General features: G+C 73.6%; 16 protein-coding genes. 4 read left to right on the forward strand and 12 right to left on the reverse strand.

Annotated elements, in window-relative coordinates; genetic code table 11:
* Positions 1-27 precede the first annotated feature (27 nt).
* Positions 28-879, forward strand: a complete 852-nt coding sequence (locus EEW87_RS00155; protein WP_123091154.1) for an aldo/keto reductase — start codon at positions 28-30, stop codon at positions 877-879.
* 63 nt (positions 880-942) lie between these two features.
* Here the strand turns inward: EEW87_RS00155 and EEW87_RS00160 are convergent, their stop codons facing one another.
* The 6 genes from EEW87_RS00160 to EEW87_RS00185 form a co-directional block, all read right to left on the reverse strand.
* Positions 943-2,250: an SAM-dependent methyltransferase gene (locus tag EEW87_RS00160; protein WP_225985056.1), complete on the reverse strand. Its 1,308-nt coding sequence runs from the start codon at positions 2,248-2,250 to the stop codon at positions 943-945.
* Complete coding sequence (locus tag EEW87_RS00165; protein WP_123091153.1) at positions 2,247-3,710, reverse strand: FAD-binding oxidoreductase; 1,464 nt, start codon at positions 3,708-3,710, stop codon at positions 2,247-2,249. The genes EEW87_RS00160 and EEW87_RS00165 overlap by 4 nt, the downstream gene beginning before the upstream one ends.
* 40 nt (positions 3,711-3,750) lie before the next feature.
* Positions 3,751-6,312: a DUF4153 domain-containing protein gene (locus tag EEW87_RS00170; protein ID WP_123091152.1), complete on the reverse strand. Its 2,562-nt coding sequence runs from the start codon at positions 6,310-6,312 to the stop codon at positions 3,751-3,753.
* Positions 6,312-7,019 carry a response regulator transcription factor gene (locus tag EEW87_RS00175; RefSeq protein ID WP_123091151.1) on the reverse strand — a complete coding sequence of 236 codons (708 nt, stop codon included), beginning with the start codon at positions 7,017-7,019 and terminating at the stop codon, positions 6,312-6,314. The genes EEW87_RS00170 and EEW87_RS00175 overlap by 1 nt, the downstream gene beginning before the upstream one ends.
* Before the next feature lie 266 nt (positions 7,020-7,285).
* Positions 7,286-8,797: a VWA domain-containing protein gene (locus tag EEW87_RS00180; RefSeq protein ID WP_192826133.1), complete on the reverse strand. Its 1,512-nt coding sequence runs from the start codon at positions 8,795-8,797 to the stop codon at positions 7,286-7,288.
* On the reverse strand, positions 8,784-9,689 hold the full coding sequence (locus EEW87_RS00185) for an AAA family ATPase (protein ID WP_123091150.1): 906 nt from the start codon (positions 9,687-9,689) through the stop codon (positions 8,784-8,786). The genes EEW87_RS00180 and EEW87_RS00185 overlap by 14 nt, the downstream gene beginning before the upstream one ends.
* A 36-nt stretch (positions 9,690-9,725) precedes the next feature.
* Between EEW87_RS00185 and EEW87_RS00190 the strand changes: the two genes are divergently transcribed.
* The gene (locus EEW87_RS00190) at positions 9,726-10,703 is read left to right on the forward strand and encodes a PfkB family carbohydrate kinase (RefSeq protein WP_123091149.1); all 978 of its coding nucleotides are present in this window, start codon (positions 9,726-9,728) and stop codon (positions 10,701-10,703) included.
* Positions 10,704-10,715: 12 nt separating this feature from the next.
* On the opposite strand, the gene EEW87_RS00195 is transcribed toward EEW87_RS00190, so the two are convergent.
* The 4 genes from EEW87_RS00195 to EEW87_RS00210 all read right to left on the reverse strand — a co-directional run bounded on the left by EEW87_RS00195 (position 10,716) and on the right by EEW87_RS00210 (position 13,801).
* On the reverse strand, positions 10,716-11,522 hold the full coding sequence (locus tag EEW87_RS00195; protein ID WP_148041528.1) for a class F sortase: 807 nt from the start codon (positions 11,520-11,522) through the stop codon (positions 10,716-10,718).
* A 7-nt stretch (positions 11,523-11,529) separates the two neighbouring features.
* A complete protein-coding gene (locus EEW87_RS00200; protein ID WP_123091147.1) occupies positions 11,530-12,321 on the reverse strand; it encodes a hypothetical protein in 792 nt (263 codons plus the stop codon).
* 152 nt (positions 12,322-12,473) lie between these two features.
* Positions 12,474-13,265 (reverse strand): hypothetical protein, encoded by a 792-nt coding sequence (locus EEW87_RS00205; RefSeq protein WP_123091146.1) that lies wholly within the window; start codon positions 13,263-13,265, stop codon positions 12,474-12,476.
* Positions 13,266-13,378: 113 nt separating this feature from the next.
* Entirely contained in the window at positions 13,379-13,801 is a 423-nt protein-coding gene (locus EEW87_RS00210) for a MerR family transcriptional regulator (RefSeq protein WP_123091145.1), read from the reverse strand.
* A gap of 71 nt (positions 13,802-13,872) precedes the next feature.
* On the opposite strand from EEW87_RS00210, the gene EEW87_RS00215 reads away from it, so the two are divergent.
* Positions 13,873-15,075, forward strand: a complete 1,203-nt coding sequence (locus EEW87_RS00215; RefSeq protein ID WP_123091144.1) for an acyl-CoA dehydrogenase family protein — start codon at positions 13,873-13,875, stop codon at positions 15,073-15,075.
* Positions 15,072-16,646: an acyl-CoA carboxylase subunit beta gene (locus EEW87_RS00220; protein ID WP_123091143.1), complete on the forward strand. Its 1,575-nt coding sequence runs from the start codon at positions 15,072-15,074 to the stop codon at positions 16,644-16,646. Before EEW87_RS00215 ends, EEW87_RS00220 begins: the two co-directional genes overlap by 4 nt.
* A gap of 58 nt (positions 16,647-16,704) precedes the next feature.
* On the opposite strand, the gene EEW87_RS00225 is transcribed toward EEW87_RS00220, so the two are convergent.
* Both EEW87_RS00225 and EEW87_RS00230 read right to left on the reverse strand, forming a co-directional pair.
* Positions 16,705-17,016 carry a winged helix-turn-helix domain-containing protein gene (locus tag EEW87_RS00225; protein WP_068273435.1) on the reverse strand — a complete coding sequence of 104 codons (312 nt, stop codon included), beginning with the start codon at positions 17,014-17,016 and terminating at the stop codon, positions 16,705-16,707.
* Positions 17,013-17,462: a hypothetical protein gene (locus EEW87_RS00230; protein ID WP_123091142.1), complete on the reverse strand. Its 450-nt coding sequence runs from the start codon at positions 17,460-17,462 to the stop codon at positions 17,013-17,015. The genes EEW87_RS00225 and EEW87_RS00230 overlap by 4 nt, the downstream gene beginning before the upstream one ends.
* Positions 17,463-17,470 lie beyond the last annotated feature (8 nt).

Below are 17,470 nucleotides of genomic sequence, written 5' to 3' on the forward strand. Positions count from 1 at the left end.
GGGGCTGCAGCGCCTAGGGTCGAGGACATGGCTGATGTGAAGAACGTGCACCTCGACCCCTCCTCCGGCGGCGTCGACATCCCCCAGCTCGGCTTCGGCGTCTTCCAGGTCGACGACGACCAGGTCGAGGCGCCGGTCGCGGCTGCGCTCGGTGCCGGCTACCGGCACATCGACACCGCGCGGATCTACGGCAACGAGGCCGGCGTGGGCCGCGCGCTCGAGCACGCGCCGTACCCGCGCGAGGACATCTTCGTCACGACGAAGCTCTGGAACGACGACCAGGGCGACGTCGACACCGTGCGCACCGCGCTGCGCGGCTCGCTCGAGCGCCTCGGCCTGACGCAGGTCGACCTCTACCTCATGCACTGGCCCGTCCCGGCGGCCGACCGCTACGCGCAGGCGTGGCGCTCGCTGCTCGCGGTCCGCGAGGAGGGACTGACCCGGGCCGTCGGCGTGTGCAACTTCGAGCCCGAGCACCTCCAGCGCGCCAGCGACCTCACCGGCATCATGCCGGCGATCAACCAGGTCGAGCTGCACCCGTACTTCCAGCAGCGCGAGCTGCGCGACTTCCACCGCTCGCACGCCGTCGTCACCCAGGCGTGGAGCCCGCTGGGCCAGGGCGGCGAGCTGCTGCAGGACGAGGTGATCCTCGACCTCGCGCGCAAGCACGACGCGACCCCGGCGCAGGTCGTCATCGCCTGGCACCTCGCCCTCGACCACGTCGTCATCCCCAAGTCGGTCACCCCTTCGCGCATCGCGGAGAACTTCGCGGCGACCGAGGTGACGCTCGACGACGACGACCTCAAGGCGATCGAGGGCCTCGACCGCTCGGACGGGCGGATCGGCCCGGACCCCACCACCTTCGGCAAGGACGCCTGAGCGACGGCTCGACGACGAAGGACCCGGCCGGCTGGTCGGGTCCTTCGTCGCGTCGAGGCCGGGCTACCCGCCCCACCACGGGCGAAGGGGGACCGGTGCCGGCCGGCGCGGTGCCAGCGGCCGCTGGGCGAGGACGTGGAAGAGCTCGGTGACATCGGTCTCGAAGCCGTACTGGCAGGCGCCCATGTACAGGCCCCACAGCCGGGCCTTCGGCTCGCCGACCTCGGCCACGCACTCGTCCCAGTGCTCGACGAGGTTCGCGCACCAGCCCGCGAGGGTGCGTGCGTAGTGCTGGCGCAGGTTCTCGGCGTGGTGCACCTCGAGCCCGGCGTCCTGGATCGCCGCGAGGACCGTGCCCCCGCCGCTCAGCTCGCCGTCGGGGAAGACGTAGCGGTCGATGAAGCGGCCGGCGCGGGCCGGCCCGGAGGTGACCGGCCGGGTGATGCAGTGGTTGAGGAAGAGCCCGCCGGGGCGCAGCAGCTCGCGGACCTCGCCGAAGTACTCGCCGTAGTGGTCGCGCCCGATGTGCTCGGTCATCCCGATCGAGCTCACGGCGTCGAAGTCCCGCTCGGGCACGTCGCGGTAGTCCTGCAGGCGCACCTCGGCGAGATCGCCCAGACCCTCGCGCTCGATCTCGCGCTGCGCCCACGCGGCCTGCTCGGCGCTGAGGGTGACGCCGAGCGCGCGCACCCCACGACGGGCGGCATGGCGCACCATGCCGCCCCACCCGCAGCCGAGGTCGAGGAGCCGGTCGCCCGGGGCGAGCGCGAGCTTGTCGTGCACGAGGCGGTACTTGTGCTCCTGCGCCTGCTCGAGGGTCGCCCCCTCGTCGGGGTAGACGGCGCACGTGTACGTCATCGACGGCCCGAGGACGAGCTCGTAGAAGCGGTTCGACACGTCGTAGTGGGAGGAGACGACCTCGAGGTCGCGGGCCCGGGTGTGCCGGCGCAGCCCGTGCAGGGCCCGCTGCCAGCCGGGCGGTGCCTCGAGGTCCGGGACCGGTGGGCGTCGCACGGCGGACGGCCCGAGCGAGCGGGCCACCCGGGCCAGGGTGCGGGCGTCGGGCCGGCGGGCGACCTCCTTGCGCAGGTGCTCGAGGACGGCGAAGAGGTCGTGCGGGGCTCCGGGGTGCACGCCCCCGAGCCGCAGCTCGCCGGAGAGGTAGGCCCGGGCCAGCCCGAGGTCGCCCGGCGCGGTGACGACGTGCTGCACCGCGCGTGGGGAGAGGACCTCGATCTCGAGGCGGGCGTCCGGAGAGCCGAAGACCGACCCGTCGTAGGCGCACACCCGCAGCGGTGCGTCGGCGGGCAGGAAGGCCTGGAGGATCTCGGCGACGCTCATCCGGTCGCGGGTCGTCGTCTGCGTCGTCATCGTCGTCGGACCGCCTTGTCGTACAGGGTCGGGAAGCGGGACCCGGGGTCGAAGCGGGTCTTGAGACGGTGCGCGTGATCACCGCCGTAGAGGGCGGCGAAGGTCGCCTCGTCGTAGAAGGCCTCGGAGTAGAGGGACTTGTGGCCGCCCATGCGCCCCACGGCCAGCTCGACGGCGCGGTTGCAGGCGCTGGGGTCCCCGGGGGTGGCGGGCACCGTCGACCAGAAGCCGATGTTGACGTAGGTGCGCCCGGGACGAAGGGGGTAGAGCGGCCACGGGCGGTCGGCGCCGGGGGCGTCGGAGCTCTCGCGCAGCCGCAGCGGGCACAGCCAGACCGGCTCGACCGGCACCTCGGCGAGGAACCACCGCAGGAAGTCCGCGGTGCGACCGACCTCGACCTCGACGTCCTGGACCACGCGCTCGCGGGGCGGGCGGCCGGCGCGGCGCTCGAGCCGGTCGGCGACCGCGAACCGGCGGTCGAGGGCGACGAGACGCCAGAAGACGCTGCTGCGCAGCCATCGTCTCGGCCACAGCCGCCGCACGCGTGGGTCCTGGGCGCCGAAGGCGCGCGAGCACCAGAACCAGTCGGTGTCCCAGCGCCACACGTAGTCACGGATCGTGAGGCGGTCGTGGGTCGTGCCGCTCGGGTGCTGGAGCGAGCGGTAGTAGACCTGCTGGCCCGTGTAGTCGCTCGTCGGCCCGGGCTCGTCGCTCCACCGGGCGAGGACGACGTAGGACTCGTCCGCGGCGAAGACGACGGCGTCGACCGCGTCCACCCGCTCGGCGTCGTGCGCGCCGGTCTCGGCCACCCGGGCGAGGGTGTCCTGCACGGCGTCGAGGTCGTCCAGGCGCACCGAGCGCAGGGCGACGAAGGGGGGCACCTCCTCGAGCTCGATGCGCAGCCGCACCGCGTAGCCGAGGCTGCCGTAGGAGTTGGGGAAGCCGCGCCACAGGGCCTGCTCCTCGGCGGTCCCGTCGGGCGCGGCGGTGACGACCTCGCCGGTCCCGGTGAGCACGTCCATCGACAGCACCGACTCGTGCGGCAGGCCGTGACGGAAGGAGGTCGACTCGATGCCCAGCCCGGTGACGGCACCACCGAGGGTGATGGTCTTCAGCTGCGGGACGACGAGCGGGAGGAGCCCGTGCGCGAGGGTCGCGTCGACGAGCGTCTCGTAGGTGCACATCCCCTGCACCTCGGCGGTGCGGGTCGCCGGGTCGACCTCGACGACCCCGGTGAGACCGCTCGTGTCCAGGCCGGGCCCGCGTGCGCGCGAGCGCTCGCGGAAGAGGTTCGAGGTGCTCTTGGCCAGCCGCACCTGCTGCTCGGCGGGGACCGCTGCGAAGGAGGCGAGGAGACGGTCGACCCCCTCCGCGTGCGCGGACCACCCCACGCACGCGGAGGCGTGCGTGGGGCGCACGAGGCGGCTCAGGGTCGCCAGTGACGAGGTCGCTGGACGCATCGGCGTCAGGCTACGCCCGACGTGCGACGGCCGTGGGGGACTAGGACCAGCGGGGTCCGGACGGGCAGGTCGCGGCGGCCGGGTCACCGACGTAGACGCGGGCGATCTCCTGGGCGCGGTGCCGCGAGAGGTTCCACGCCGGCACCCCCTCGTCCGGGTCGGACCACCGAGCCAGCGCGCAGGCCTTGACGTCTCGGGGCAGCGAGCTCGCGTGGATCGTCGGCGCGGCGTCCGCGCTCATCGACGTGAGGTACTCGGTGTCGATCCGCCCCGTCGCCTCGTAGCGCGCGATGTTGCGCCCGGCGACGAAGGCGGAGACGTCGCCGACCGTGAGGACGAGCATCGTCGCCGCACCGGTGAGGACGACGAAGCGGCCCGACCACCGCCGCCAGGGCACGTAGAGCGAGACGAGGACGCCGAGGAGCACGACGCCGAACCAGATCTCGAGCAGGTCCGCGGCCACCCGCGTGACGGTCCACCCGTAGGCCTCCTGGTACAGCGCCATGCGGCGCAGGGCCGAGCCGACGACGAGCAGGGCGAGCACGCACAGGGCGGTGCAGAGCCCGGTGCGCAGGCGCCGGTCGGCCGCGCGCTCCGCGCGACCCCACGTGCGCACGAGGCTGACGAGCCCGATCGTCAGCGCGGTGACGAGGGCGAGCTGGGCGAACCCCTCGCGGGCGGACTCGGCGTAGGTGACTCCGGTCGTGCGCAGCACGTACTCGTGGCCGCCGACGAGCGAGGCGGCCTGGGCCGCGAGCCAGGCGACGAAGACGGCGATGACGACGACGAGCGGCACCTGCCACTCCCGCGGTGGCACCCGGTAGCCGACGGCCGCGCTGGGCTCGACCGCGTCGACGGCCGGCGGGTTGATCGCGACGTAGAGACCGCACAGCGTGACGCCGGCGAAGAAGACGAAGGTGAAGACCCGGAAGACGGCGTCGTCCCCGATCTCCGGCAGCGCGGCGTCGACCCAGGAGCCGAGCACGGCGTCGGAGCTGGCGAGCAGCCCGCCGAAGACGAGGAGCAGCACGAGCGAGATCGCGGCCACCCGCACCGTCGACCACACCTGTCCTCGGCGTGCGCTCGCCCGCAGGGTCCGGTCGAGCAGGGGCAGGCCGCGCAGCGCGGCGCCCGGCCAGGCGAGGACACCCGCGGCGACACCCGGCAGGGAGCGGGCGCCGGTGCACGCGAGCATCGCGAGCACCGCGGCGGTGAGCAGGGCGAGGACGACCAGCCCGAAGTCGGCCCGCAGCACCGTCGTCAGGGCGAGCGGCAACGCGAGCGCGGCGACGACGAAGGAGAGCGGGCGCGACCGGCGCGGCGAGGCGACCCACAGGCTCACCCCGCCCGCCACGAGGACGAGGAGCAGCCCGAGGCCGGGGTCGTGCCCGGGGAGCACGACGGCGGCGAGCGCGCCGACGGCCAGCGCCACCCCGACGGCCCGCGTCTGCGGGCGCTCGTCGCGCTCCGGCCACCACCGGCGGACCCAGCCGCGGGGCTGGTCGAGCACGTCGGGCAGCGGTGCGACGGTCGGCACCGTCGGTGCGGGCAGGGCGGGGTCGGGTGTGCTCATCACGGGCTCCTGGAGTCGGGCGGAGGGGTCGAGGGGCAGGGTCATGCGCAGCCGGGCGCCGGGGGAGGAGCCCTCTCGGGGCGGGAGGGCCTCGACCCGGCCGCCGTGCATCGCCGCGACCCAGCCGACGATGGCCAGGCCGAGCCCGGTGCCGCCGGCCGCGTCGCCACCGCTGCCGAAGCGGTCGAAGAGGCGCTCCGCGCGGTCGGGCGCGAGGCCGGGCCCCTCGTCCTCCACGGTGAGCGACCAGTGGTCGGGTCCGGCCAGCGCCGCACGAAGGGTGACCGTGCCCGCCTCGGGGGAGTGGCGCAGGGCGTTGTCGACGAGGTTGGCGAGCACCTGCTGCAGGCGACCGCGGTCGGCGGTGACGACGAGGTCCTCGGGGTCGACGCGCGCGACGAGCTCGACCGAGCGGCCCTGGAGCGCGGCCTCGCCAACGGCGCGGTCGAGGAGCTCGCGCACGGGGACGCGCTGCGGGGTCATGGGCGCACCGCGCCCGTCGTCGCGGGAGAGGTCGAGCAGGTCGGCGACGAGCGCTCCGAGCCGCTCGGACTGGTGCAGCGCCTGCTGCAGCGCGGCGTCGTCGGGTGCGGTGACGCCGTCGACGAGGTTCTCGAGCAGGGCCTGCTGCGCGGCGAGGGGGGTGCGCAGCTCGTGGGCGACGGTCGCGACGAGACGACGCCGGTGCTCGTCCGCGGCGCCGAGGTCGCGGGCCATCGACGACAGCGCGCGCGACAGGGCACCGATCTCGTCTGTCCGCGAGTCGGTGACCCGCACGTCGTAGTGGCCGGCCGCGACCCGGCTCGCCGCCGCCGTCATCTCGCGCAGCGGGGTCGTCATCCCCGTGGCGAGCCAGCGCGTCACGACGAGGGCGAGGGCGATGGTCACCGGCAGCGAGATCCACAGCGGCACGCCGACGTCGGTGCCCAGCGCACCGACGAGCGCGGCGACGACGACGCTCGCGCCGACGAGCACGGCGAGCCGGGTCCGGATGGAGGTGACGCCCGCGAGGGGCTCGTGACGGTCCATCACGGCGTCTCGTCGGCCAGGGCGTACCCGACTCCGTGGACGGTGCGCAGACGGTGCGCGCCCACCTTCGCCCGGACCGCCTTGACGTGGCTGTCGAGGGTGCGGCTGCCCAGGCTCTCGTCCCAGCCCCAAAGCTCGGCGACGATCCGCTCGCGCCGCACGACGGTGCCGGGGTCGGCGCAGAGCAGCGCGAGCAGGTCGAACTCCGTGGGCGTGAGGTGCACCTCCGTGCCCTCGACGGTGCAGCGACGGGTCCGCGGGTCGAGCTCGAGGCCGTCGTGCCGCAGCACCGGCGTACCCGGGTCGGCGAGCTCGCGGGCGCGGTCGACCCGGCGCAGCAGGGCGTGCACGCGGGCGAGCACCTCGCGCATCCGGAAGGGCTTGGTGAGGTAGTCGTCCGCACCGAGCCCGAGACCGAGGACGACGTCGGCCTCCTCGTCGCGGGCGGTGAGCACGAGCACCGGCACGGGGCGCAGCGGCTGGATCCGGCGCATCACCTCGAGGCCGTCGAAGCCGGGGAGCATGAGGTCGAGGACGACGACGTCGGGCGCGGTGCGCTCGAAGGTGTCGACCGCGCCCGGTCCGTCGACCGCCCGCTCGACGGCGAAGCCCTCCGCGGCGAAGCGGTCGCACAGGGCCTGGTTGATTGTCGGGTCGTCCTCGACGACGAGGACGCGACGTGGCGCGGGGACGGGATCGAGCGGCATGAGCCCAGGCTAGGGAGCCCCACCTGCAGGCCTTCGGAGGTCGATCTGGAGATCTCGTGGAGATCCTGCCCCCCTCCGACAAAACCCTGCTGGCTGGGTCTTGACGTGCCAGGACCCCTTCGACAGGGTCCCGCCACGTCGAAAGGCTGCTGGCAGGGTTTTGTCGGAGGCCGGGTGAAGGGGGGGGCGGCGGTCGACGGGGGAGGCCGGGGCGAAGGGGGAGGGGTCGGCGAAGGGGGAGGGGTCGGCGACGGGGGAGGGGCGGGTCAGACCGGGAGGGCGCGGGCGACGAACTGGCGCAGCTGGTCGAGGTTGCGGACCTCGTGCATGTCGACGACCTGCCCGTAGCGGCCGGCGACGGAGTCCCCGCTGTCCCACTGGGCCCGCGGCTCGGGGTTGAGCCACACGACGTGGCGGGCCTGCGCGGCGATGGTGCGCAGCGCCTCGACGTGCGGCTCGGTGCCGTTGGTCCGGGCGTCGCCGAGGACGAGCACCGTGCTGCGGGGGCCGACGGCGTCGAGCCAGCGGTCGACGAAGTCCGTGAGCGCGCTGCCGTAGTCGCTGCTGCCGTGCCAGCGCGACATGCTCGCGCGCTGCGCGACCTCGGTGCGGATGTCCTCGCCGACCCGCGCGCTCGTGACGATCTCGGTGATGTCGTCGCAGATGTTGACGAAGCCGAAGAAGCGCACCCGCCGGAACTGCGTCGACAGCGCCTGCAGCAGCAGCATCGTGAAGCGCGAGAAGCCCGACACCGAGCCGGACATGTCGCACACGAGCACGACATCGGCGCGCGAGCGGTGGCGGTGCTTGTAGGCCGGGCGCACCGGCACCCCTCCGGTCGACATCGCCCGCCGCAAGGTGCGCCGGATGTCGACCGACCCCCGCGACGCGCGGCGCTGCCGGGCCGCGAGCCGAGCGGCGATCTTGCGGGCGAGCGGTCGGATCGCCGCCTGCAGCTCGCCCGCCTCGGTCGTCCCGGTGAGCAGGAAGTCCTTGCGCGCCAGGGGGTCGCGCACGCCGTAGCGGCTGATCCGCTCGGCCCCGCGGACCTCGGCGTTGCGCCGGGTCGCCTCGCGCTCCACCCGTCGGCGGAAGCCCGCGACCCGCCCGCGGATCTCGTCGCGGTCGAAGCGGTCGGTCAGCGACTCCACCTGCTCGCCTGTGCCTGACCCACCACCGGACCCGCCGCCCTGCGTGCCGCCGCTGCCGGAGCCGCCGCCACCGCCCCCTTCGCCCGAGCCCGAGACGACCCGGCCCGCGTCGCGGGCGCGCTGGAGGGCGGCCGCGATCGCGGTCTGCGGGGCGAGCCGCTCGAGCGCCTGGGCCGCGGAGTAGCTGCCGGTCGTCGCCTCGTTGGCGAGGGCGCCGAGCTCGGCGACCGCGCGCGCGGCGAGCCGGTCGAGGGCGGCCGCGTCGTCGGCGGCCAGCGCGTCGGCGAGCTCGTCGCGCAGGCGGGCCGCGGCCTCGCGCGCGCTCGCCGGGTCACGGGCCGCCTCGACCTCGCCGACCTCGGTCCGGTCGCCGACGGCTGCCGGGAAGTAGATGTCGAAGAGCTGGTCGAAGACCGCCCGGTCGCCCTCGCGCCGCATCATCGCGGCGGCCACCCCGGCGCGCAGACGCTCGCGGTCGGTGACGCCGAGGGCGGCGCACGCGGCGGCCGCGTCGACGCTCTCGGACGGTCCGACGGAGACGCCGTGCTGGCGCAGCGCGCGGGCGAGGTCGACGACCCGCCGGGTCAGCGGGTCGCCCGTCGTCGCGTCGAGGTCAGGCGAGGGCACGGGTGAGGTCCAGCCGCGCGGTCGCGGTGTCGATGTCCTCCTGGTGCTTGAGCAGGACGCCGAGGCTGGAGCGCACGAGCTCGGGGTCGAGGCTGTCGCCGCCGAGGGCGATGAGGGTGCGCGCCCAGTCGATGGTCTCGGCGACCGACGGCGACTTGCGCAGCCGCATCTCGCGCAGCGCCCCGACGAGCCGCACGACCGACTCGGCGAGCGTCGCGTCGAGCTCGGGGACCTTGAGCGAGACGATGCGCTGCTCGAGCGCGGCCTCGGGGTAGTCGATGTGCAGGTAGAGGCACCGGCGCCGCAGCGCCTCGGAGAGCTCTCGCGTCGCGTTCGAGGTGAGGACGACGAAGGGGGTGTGCCGTGCGGTGATCGTGCCGAGCTCGGGCACCGTGACGGCGAAGTCGGAGAGGATCTCCAGGAGCAGCCCCTCGATCTCGACGTCGGCCTTGTCGAGCTCGTCGACGAGCAGCACGGTGGGGTGCTCGGAGCGGACCGCCTTGAGGAGCGGGCGGTCGAGGAGGAACTCGTCGGTGAAGATGTCGTCGCGCACGTGCTGCCAGTCGGCCTCGTCCGCGCCGGTGCTGTCGTGGTGCGCGCCGGCGGCGGTGATGCGCAGCAGCTGCTTCGCGTGGTTCCACTCGTAGAGGGCGCGCGCCTCGTCGACCCCTTCGTAGCACTGCAGCCGGATGAGCTCGGCGCCGGTCGCCGCGGCGACCGCCTTGCTCAGCTCGGTCTTGCCCACGCCCGCGGGCCCCTCGACGAGCAGCGGCTTGCCGAGGACGTCGGCGAGGTACACGGTCGTCGCGATGGCGTCCGAGGCGATGTACCCCGCCTCCGCGAGGGCGGCCGAGGTGTGCTCGACGGAGGTGAAGCGGCGCGCGGCGGTCATGGCCGTCAGTGTGCCCGCTGCGCCTACGATCGCCGCATGCCACCCCGGGTGATCCACACCGCACAGGCCCTCGTCGACGCCGTGCTCGAGGTGCCCGCGCTGCCGCGCCGGGGCGCGAACTCCATGGCGTCGGGCTACGAGCGCTACGCCGGGGGAGCGGTCAACATCCTGCTCGCGGCCGCCCGCTCGGGCGCGACGTGCGTCCACGCCGGCGCGCACGGCGAGGGCCCCAACGGCGACCTCGTGCGCGAGGCGCTCGCCGCCGAGGGGGTGGGCGTGTCGGCGCCCGTCGTGCGCGGCGAGGACACCGGCATCTGCGTCGTCATGCTCGAGCCGAGCGGCGAGCGGACCTTCGTCACGACGCAGCTCGCCGAGCGCGAGATCACCGTCGAGTCCCTCCAGACCTCGCAGCCCGTCGCGGGGGACCTCGTGTGCGTCAGCGGCTACAGCCTCGTCGGGCGCACCCGCGACCCGCTGCTCGGCTGGCTGGAGAGCCTGCCCGCGCAGGTGCACGTCGTGCTCGACCCGGGGGCGATCTTCGCCGAGCTCGAGGAGCCGGTGCGGCGTCGTGCGCTGGCGCTCACCGACGTGTGGACCTCGAACGCCGAGGAGGGCGAGGCGCTCACCGGCGAGGTCGAGATGACGATGGCCGCTCAGGCGGCTCTCGCGCACCTCGCGCCGGGAGCGGTGGCGGTCGTGCGTGACGGGGCGAAGGGGTGCGCCGTCGCCTCGGGCGATCTGCCGGCGACCCTCGTGGCGGGCTACCCGGAGCGGGCGGTGGACACCAACGGCGCCGGCGACTGCCACACCGGTGTCCTCGTCGCGGAGCGCGCCCGGGGCACCGACTGGGTCGAGGCGTGCCGCCGGTCCAACGCCGCGGGTGCCATCAAGGTCACCCGCCGCGGACCGGCGACCGCCCCCACCGCGGCCGAGATCGACAGCTATCTCGACCGGTTGCCGGCTGAGCCCCCCCGCGGCTCAGTCCCCTCCGGCTCAGCCTCCCCCCGGGGCTGATTCCCTGCGTCGTCAGCGCGAGCCGACGAGCTTCGCGTAGACGACGACGTTGTCGACGTGATGGCCGGTCTCGCCGTCGAAGAACCCGCCGCACGTGATGAGCCGCAGCGCGGCGTGGTCGACGGTGCCGTAGACGTCGTCGGTCGGGAAGTCGGACTTCGGGTACTGCCCGACGTCCTCGACGGAGAAGATCGCCGTCGTGCCGTCCTTGCGGTCGACCTCGATCTTCTGGCCCTTCTTCATCGCCCCGAGGTCGAAGAAGACCGCGGGCTTCTTGTCCCACGTGACGTGGGCGGCGAGGACCGACGGGCCGAGCTCGCCCGGGGTGGGGCTGCCCGTGTACCACCCGGTGCTCGTGCCGTCCTGCGGCACCTCCATCCGCTTGTCCTGCTGCAGACCGAGCTCGCCGATCGTGCTCGAGACGTCGAGGGAGGGGATGCGGACCTTCGTCGGCTGGGAGCGCGCGAGGGTCTCGCCGCTGGGGCGGACGTAGCGTGCGGCCGGCTTCTGCGACGCGGTGGGGCTCGAGGAGCCCGACGAGCTGGACCCGCCCATGCCCATGTGACCGGCGTGGGGGTCAGCGGAGCCCGCGGAGCCGGACGAGGACCCAGAGGTGCTCGAGCCGCTCGGCTCGGCCGCCGAGGACGACATCCCATGACCCTCGTGCGACCCGCCGGACGAGGCGACCCAGGCGGGGTCACGCGTCTCCTGCTGGCTCAGACCGTAGGCGACCAGCCCCCCGCCACCGAGGGTGAGGGCCGCGACCGCAGCCGCCACGCCGGTGGCGCGGCGACTGCGGTCAGTGGCGTGCTTCGACACGGCTCGCTCAGCGCTCCGTGGCCGGACGACGACGCGTGGCGACGATCGCGCCCGCGGCGAGGATGGCGAAGGCACCGGCGCCGAGCGCCCCCTTCGACTCCACGCCGTCGGTCGTGCCGCCACCGGTGTCGACGCCACCGGTCGGGGCCGCGCCGACCGCAGCGCCGCTCACGGTGCCGCAGGTGGCCGGGTTCGTGGCCTCCTCCGGGATGCCGTCGACGCCGAGCGACTTGGCGAAGCTGGACTCGCCGAGCGCCTCCATGTCGTACTTGTCGTTGCCGTTCGCGTCCAGGCCGTGCTGGACGACGTGGAGGTTCTTCAGCTTCGCGCCGGCACCGGCCGGCAGCGCGATGGTGCGCTCGTAGCTGAGGTTGCCGTCCGCGTCGGCGACCGGCATGCGGTCGACGGCCAGGCCGCTCTTGGCGCTCGTGTCGCCCTTCGTCGTCAGCGAGATCATGACGTCGCCGTAGCGGGGCAGACCCTCCTCGGTGTTCACCTGGCCGTCGCCGTCCGCGTCGTCCGCGGCGGTGGGGCAGGTGAAGTCCTTGTTGGCGTCGAAGGACCCGTGGAAGTGCTGGGCGTGGGGCGAGTTGGGGGTGAAGCCGCTGCCCTGGATCTTGATCGTCATCTCGTCACCGTCGACGGTGACCTCGGCGGTCGAGGACGACCCGCTGTTGTTGCCCATCGTGTCGAGCAGCTTCATCGAGTAGCGGTCCTCGGCGCTCGCGCCCGTGGCGCTGGCGAGCAGCATCGCAGCCGCTGCCGGGACGACCATGCTGGCCTTGGTCAGGGTACGCATTCGTGACTCCCTTGTCGTGGTGTCGACCGGCCCCTGGGGTCGGTCGGTCGTGACAGGGGTTCGGAGTCCTCACGAGGTCGGATGGGACCGATTGCATCTTTTCTTGAGCACCCCGCAGCAACGGGACGCGAAGGGGGCCCGCCCGGGCCTGCTCAGCCCTCCCCGGTGAGGCGCCGGCGGCAGGCGACGAGCGCGCCGGCCGCGAGGATCGCGACGGCGCCGCCGCCCAGGGCCCCCTTCGCCTCGAGCCCGTCGCTCGACCCGCCGCCGGTGTCGACGCCACCGCTCGGGGCCGCCCCGACCGCGGCGCCGCTCACGGTGCCGCACGTCGCGGGGTTCGTCGCCTCCTCGGGGATGCCCTTCACCCCGGCCGAGCGCGCGAAGGTCGACTCGCCGAGGGCCCCGAGGTCGTACTTCTCGTTGCCGTTGGCATCGAGGCCGTGCTGGACTACGTGGAGGTTGCGCAGCTTGCGACCCGAGCCGTTCGGCAGGGGGAAGGTGCGCTCGTAGGTGAGACGCCCCTTCGCGTCCGCGACGGGCATCCGGTCGACGGCCAGACCGCTCTTCGGGCTCGTGTCGCCCTCCGTCGTCAGCGAGATGATGATGTCGCCGTACGTCGGCAGGCCCTCCTCCGTCGTCACCTGGCCGTCGCCGTCCGCGTCGGCCGCGGGCGTCGGGCAGGTGAAGTCCTTGTTGACGTCGAAGGACCCGTGGAAGTGCTGGGCGTGCGGCGCGTTCGGCACGAAGCCCTTGCCGGTGATCTTCAGGGTCATCTCGTCGTCGTGTATGTCCATGATCACGGTGGCCGTGGCGCCGCTGCCGTTGCCCATCGTGTCGCGGAGCGTCATCGTGTAGCGGTCCTCGGCGCTCGCGCTCGTCCCCCCGAGGACGAGCAGCGTGGCCGCGGTCGGCACCGCGAGGGCAGCAGAGACTGCAGGACGCATCGTGACTCCTTCGTCTTCGACGGCCGTCTCCCCCCGGTGGGTCCGGCCGTCGCGATGTCGTCGCACCCTACGCGCGCGAAGGGGGGCCTCGTGGGCCGTCGACGAAAGTCGGGTCAGCGGGCGAGGGACCCGAGGTCCTCGCGGCAGCGCCGCTCGAAGGTGTCCAGCTCGGCGAGGGCGTCCTCGATGTCGCGGCGGCGCTGCTCGAGGTCGTCGCGGCGCTCCTCGATCTGCCCCAGGACGTACTCGAGCTGGCTGGCCCGGCCGCGGGGCGCGTCGTAGAGGTCGATGATCTTGGCGATCTCGTCCAGCGGGAAGCCGAGGCGTCGCCCGCGCAGCACGAGCGCGAGCCGGGTGCGGTCACGGCGCCGGTAGACGCGGGTCGTGCCCACCCGCTCGGGGCTGATGAGACCGAGCTCCTCGTAGTGGCGCACCGTGCGGTGCGTGATGCCGAACTCCTCGGCGATCTCGCGGATCGTCCATCTCCGGGACCGCTCGTCGGGGTCCGACGACGGGGGAGCGGGACGACTTGTCATGGCCCGCATCGTGCTTTACGTTGACGTCAACGTCAAGCACTGGCGACCCCAGAGAGAGCGTGAGGACGACGATGTTCGAGCTGAGCCAGGACCACGAGGACTTCCGCGCCGCGGTGCGCGACTTCGCGCAGAGCGAGGTCGAGCCGCACGTCGCGCAGTGGGACCGTGACCACCACTTCCCGACCGAGGTCGTGCCGCGGATGGGCGAGCTGGGGCTCTTCGGCCTCGTCGTGCCGACGGAGTACGGCGGCAGCGCCGACGAGCAGACGAGCGACGGCCGGGTCGTCGGCGACTTCACCGCCCTGTGCGTCGCCATCGAGGAGCTCGGCCGCGTCGACCAGTCGATCGGCATCACCCTCTCGGCGGGCGTCGGCCTGGGCATCAACCCGATCCTCACGTACGGCACCGACGAGCAGAAGCAGACCTGGCTGCCCGACCTCGTCGCCGGACGCGCCCTCGCCGGCTTCGGCCTCACCGAGCCCGACGCCGGCTCCGACGCCGGGGGCACCCGTACGCGCGCTGTGCGCGACGGCGAGGACTGGGTCATCGACGGGGCGAAGGCCTTCATCACCAACTCCGGCACCGACATCACCTCGGTCGTCACGGTCACCGCCCGCACCGGCACCGGTGAGGACGGCCGCCCCCAGATCAGCGCGATCCTCGTGCCGAGCGGTACGCCGGGCTTCACCGTCGAGGCGCCCTACGACAAGCTCGGCTGGCACATCTCCGACACGCACGGCCTGACCTTCGCCGGCTGCCGGGTGCCCGAGGCCAACCTCCTCGGCGAGGAGGGGCGCGGCTTCCGCCAGTTCCTCAAGACCCTCGACGACGGGCGCATCGCGATCTCCGCGCTCGCCTGCGGGCTCACCCAGCGCATGCTCGAGCTGTCGACCGAGTACGCGAAGACCCGCACCGCCTTCGGCCGCCCCATCGGCGCCAACCAGGGCGTGAGCTTCCAGGTCGCCGATCTCGCCCTCATGGCCGAGACCTCACGGGTGCTCACCTACAAGGCCGCGTGGCTCAAGGACGAGCACGACCGCGGGCGTCGCTCGGCCACCGAGGTCGCCAAGGCCGCGAGCATCGCCAAGCTCTACACCTCCGAGGCCGCGGTCTCCGCGACCCGGATCGCCACCCAGGTCTTCGGCGGCAACGGCTTCATGGAGGAGTACCCGGTCGCCCGCTTCTACCGCGACGCGAAGATCCTCGAGATCGGCGAGGGCACCTCCGAGGTGCAGCGCATGGTCATCGCCCGCCACCTCGGGCTGCCGGCGTGACGCCCCCTTCGCCCGGGTACCCCGCCGACCCGAAGGTCGCCGAGGTGCGGGAGCGGCTGCGTGCCGCGCACGCCGCCTCGGCCGCGCCGACCGAGCGGGCGAGGGCCAAGCTCGACGACCAGGGCAAGCTCTACGTCCGCGACCGGATCGACCTGCTCCTCGACGAGGGGACCTTCGTCGAGGACGGGCGCTACGCGAACGCCCTGGCGAGCGGGCTCCCCGCCGACGGCGTCGTCACCGGACGCGGCCTCGTCGACGGCCGACCCGTGATCGTCATCGCCAACGACCCCACGGTCAAGGCGGGGTCGTGGGGTGCCCGCACGGTCGAGAAGATCGTGCGCGCCACCGAGACCGCGCTGCGCGAGGAGCTGCCCGTCTTCTGGTTCGTCGACTCCGCCGGTGCCCGGATCACCGACCAGGTCGAGATGTTCCCCGGTCGACGCGGGGCCGGACGGATCTTCCACAACCAGGTCGCGCTGTCGGGCAAGGTGCCGCAGATCTGCTGCCTCTTCGGGCCGAGCGCGGCCGGCGGCGCGTACATCCCGTCCTTCACCGATCTCGTCATCATGGTCGAGGGCAACGCCTCGATGTACCTCGGCAGCCCGCGCATGGCCGAGATGGTCGTGGGGGAGCGGGTCTCGCTCGAGGAGATGGGCGGGGCGCGCATGCACTGCACCGTCTCCGGCGTCGGCGACCTCCTCGTCCAGGACGACGCCGAGGCGATCGAGCTGGCCCGGCTGTGGTTCTCCTACCTGCCGCTCAGCTGGCGCTCCGACCTGCCGACCTACGAGCCGGAGGAGCCCGCGCGCCCGCTCACCGCGGCCGACATCCCCGAGCGCGAGAGCCAGCCCTTCGACATCCACGACGTCATCGACGGGCTCGTCGACGACGACTCCTTCTTCGAGGTCAAGCCGCTCTTCGCGCCCGAGCTCGTCGTGGGCATCGGTCGCGTCGCCGGCGAGAGCGTGGGCATCGTCGCGAACAACTCGATGGCGAAGGGGGGCGTCCTCTTCTCCGACAGCGCCGACAAGGCGGCCCGCTTCATCTGGCTGTGCGATGCGTACTCGATCCCGCTCGTCTACCTCGCCGACGTGCCGGGCTTCATGATCGGCTCCGAGGTCGAGCGCGCCGGGATCATCCGGCACGGCGCGAAGATGGTCTCCGCGGTCTCGTCGGCCACCGTGCCGCAGCTGTGCGTCGTCGTGCGCAAGGCGTACGGGGCGGGGCTGTACGCCATGGGCGGCCCGGGCTTCGGGCCCGACGCGACGATCGCGCTGCCGACCGCGCGGATCGCGGTCATGGGTCCCGAGGCGGCGATCAACGCGGTGTACGCGAACAAGATCGCCGAGATCGAGAGCAGCGAAGGGGTGGAGGCCCGCGACGCCTTCGTCGAGGCCCGTCGGGCGGAGTACCTGGAGGACGTCGACCTCGAGCGGCTCGCCGCCGACCTCGTCATCGACGACGTCGTCGAGCCCGAGCAGCTGCGCGCCGACATCGTCCGGCGGCTCGCGCACGCGCGCGGGCGAGACCGCCGCTTCTCCGAGCGGCGCCGGGGGATCCCCCCGGTCTGACCGGGGCTGACCGAGGGAGGGTGGGCGACCACGAGTCGCGCCCCTCCCTCGACCCGTGTCAGGGCCGCCCGCCGGCGATCTCGCGCAGGGCGTCGAGGTGAGCGGTGAGCGCGCGTCGTCCGGCGGCGGTGAGCGAGAGCCAGGTGCGGGGACGCTTGCCGACGTAGCCCTTGCGGACCTTGACGTAGCCCGCGGCCTCGAGCGTGCTCACCTGGCGCGAGAGGACCGAGTCGCTCACCTCGACGGTGTCGCGCACGGCGGAGAACTCGACCTCGTCGGACCCGGCGAGGGTCGTGACGATGCTGAAGCGCACCGGGGCGTGGATCGTCTCGTCCAGCCGGTGGCGGGCGTGCCGGCCGGGTGCGCTCATCGACGCGCGGCGCGGTAGATGCGGGCGGCCGCCAGCAGCATCGGGGCCGCGACGAGCAGGGCTGACAGGAGCACGAGCCACAGCTCGGGCTGGCGGTCGTGGCCGCGCCAGTTGAGCAGCCCCACCGAGACGACGACCATGACGAGGGTGCCGGCGAGACCGAGGTAGCCGGTGCGCTTGCTGTGGCGCGGCGCCGAGCGCGGTGCCCGGGTCTGCCACGTGGCCAGGCCGACGAGCCCGGCGAGGTAGGCGGCGGTGAGCAGACCCGTCCACGGGCCGCTGAAGAGCTCTCGGGCGGCGACGAAGAGCCCGATGAGTGTGCCGAAGCCCGCGACCGCCAGGGCGTGCACCTGGACGTCGCGGCGGTCGCGGACGGCGTTGGACTCGGCCTCGGCGAGCGCGCTGCGGGCCTGCTCGGGGGTGGGGGTCGGCTGCTCGGTGTCCATGGGAAGCA

This window comes from Janibacter melonis, from assembly GCF_003721155.3.
In the GTDB taxonomy this organism is placed as follows: domain Bacteria; phylum Actinomycetota; class Actinomycetes; order Actinomycetales; family Dermatophilaceae; genus Marihabitans; species Marihabitans melonis.

Bases quoted from the DNA above. Each gene is read 5' to 3' on its own strand.
- EEW87_RS00155 (WP_123091154.1), top strand. From the start codon at position 28: ATGGCTGATGTGAAGAACGTGCACCTCGACCCCTCCTCCGGCGGCGTC.
- EEW87_RS00160 (WP_225985056.1), bottom strand. From the start codon at position 2,250: ATGACGACGCAGACGACGACCCGCGACCGGATGAGCGTCGCCGAGATC.
- EEW87_RS00165 (WP_123091153.1), bottom strand. From the start codon at position 3,710: ATGCGTCCAGCGACCTCGTCACTGGCGACCCTGAGCCGCCTCGTGCGC.
- EEW87_RS00170 (WP_123091152.1), bottom strand. From the start codon at position 6,312: ATGGACCGTCACGAGCCCCTCGCGGGCGTCACCTCCATCCGGACCCGG.
- EEW87_RS00175 (WP_123091151.1), bottom strand. From the start codon at position 7,019: ATGCCGCTCGATCCCGTCCCCGCGCCACGTCGCGTCCTCGTCGTCGAG.
- EEW87_RS00185 (WP_123091150.1), bottom strand. From the start codon at position 9,689: ATGACCGCCGCGCGCCGCTTCACCTCCGTCGAGCACACCTCGGCCGCC.
- EEW87_RS00190 (WP_123091149.1), top strand. From the start codon at position 9,726: ATGCCACCCCGGGTGATCCACACCGCACAGGCCCTCGTCGACGCCGTG.
- EEW87_RS00200 (WP_123091147.1), bottom strand. From the start codon at position 12,321: ATGCGTACCCTGACCAAGGCCAGCATGGTCGTCCCGGCAGCGGCTGCG.
- EEW87_RS00205 (WP_123091146.1), bottom strand. From the start codon at position 13,265: ATGCGTCCTGCAGTCTCTGCTGCCCTCGCGGTGCCGACCGCGGCCACG.
- EEW87_RS00210 (WP_123091145.1), bottom strand. From the start codon at position 13,801: ATGACAAGTCGTCCCGCTCCCCCGTCGTCGGACCCCGACGAGCGGTCC.
- EEW87_RS00215 (WP_123091144.1), top strand. From the start codon at position 13,873: ATGTTCGAGCTGAGCCAGGACCACGAGGACTTCCGCGCCGCGGTGCGC.
- EEW87_RS00225 (WP_068273435.1), bottom strand. From the start codon at position 17,016: ATGAGCGCACCCGGCCGGCACGCCCGCCACCGGCTGGACGAGACGATC.
- EEW87_RS00230 (WP_123091142.1), bottom strand. From the start codon at position 17,462: ATGGACACCGAGCAGCCGACCCCCACCCCCGAGCAGGCCCGCAGCGCG.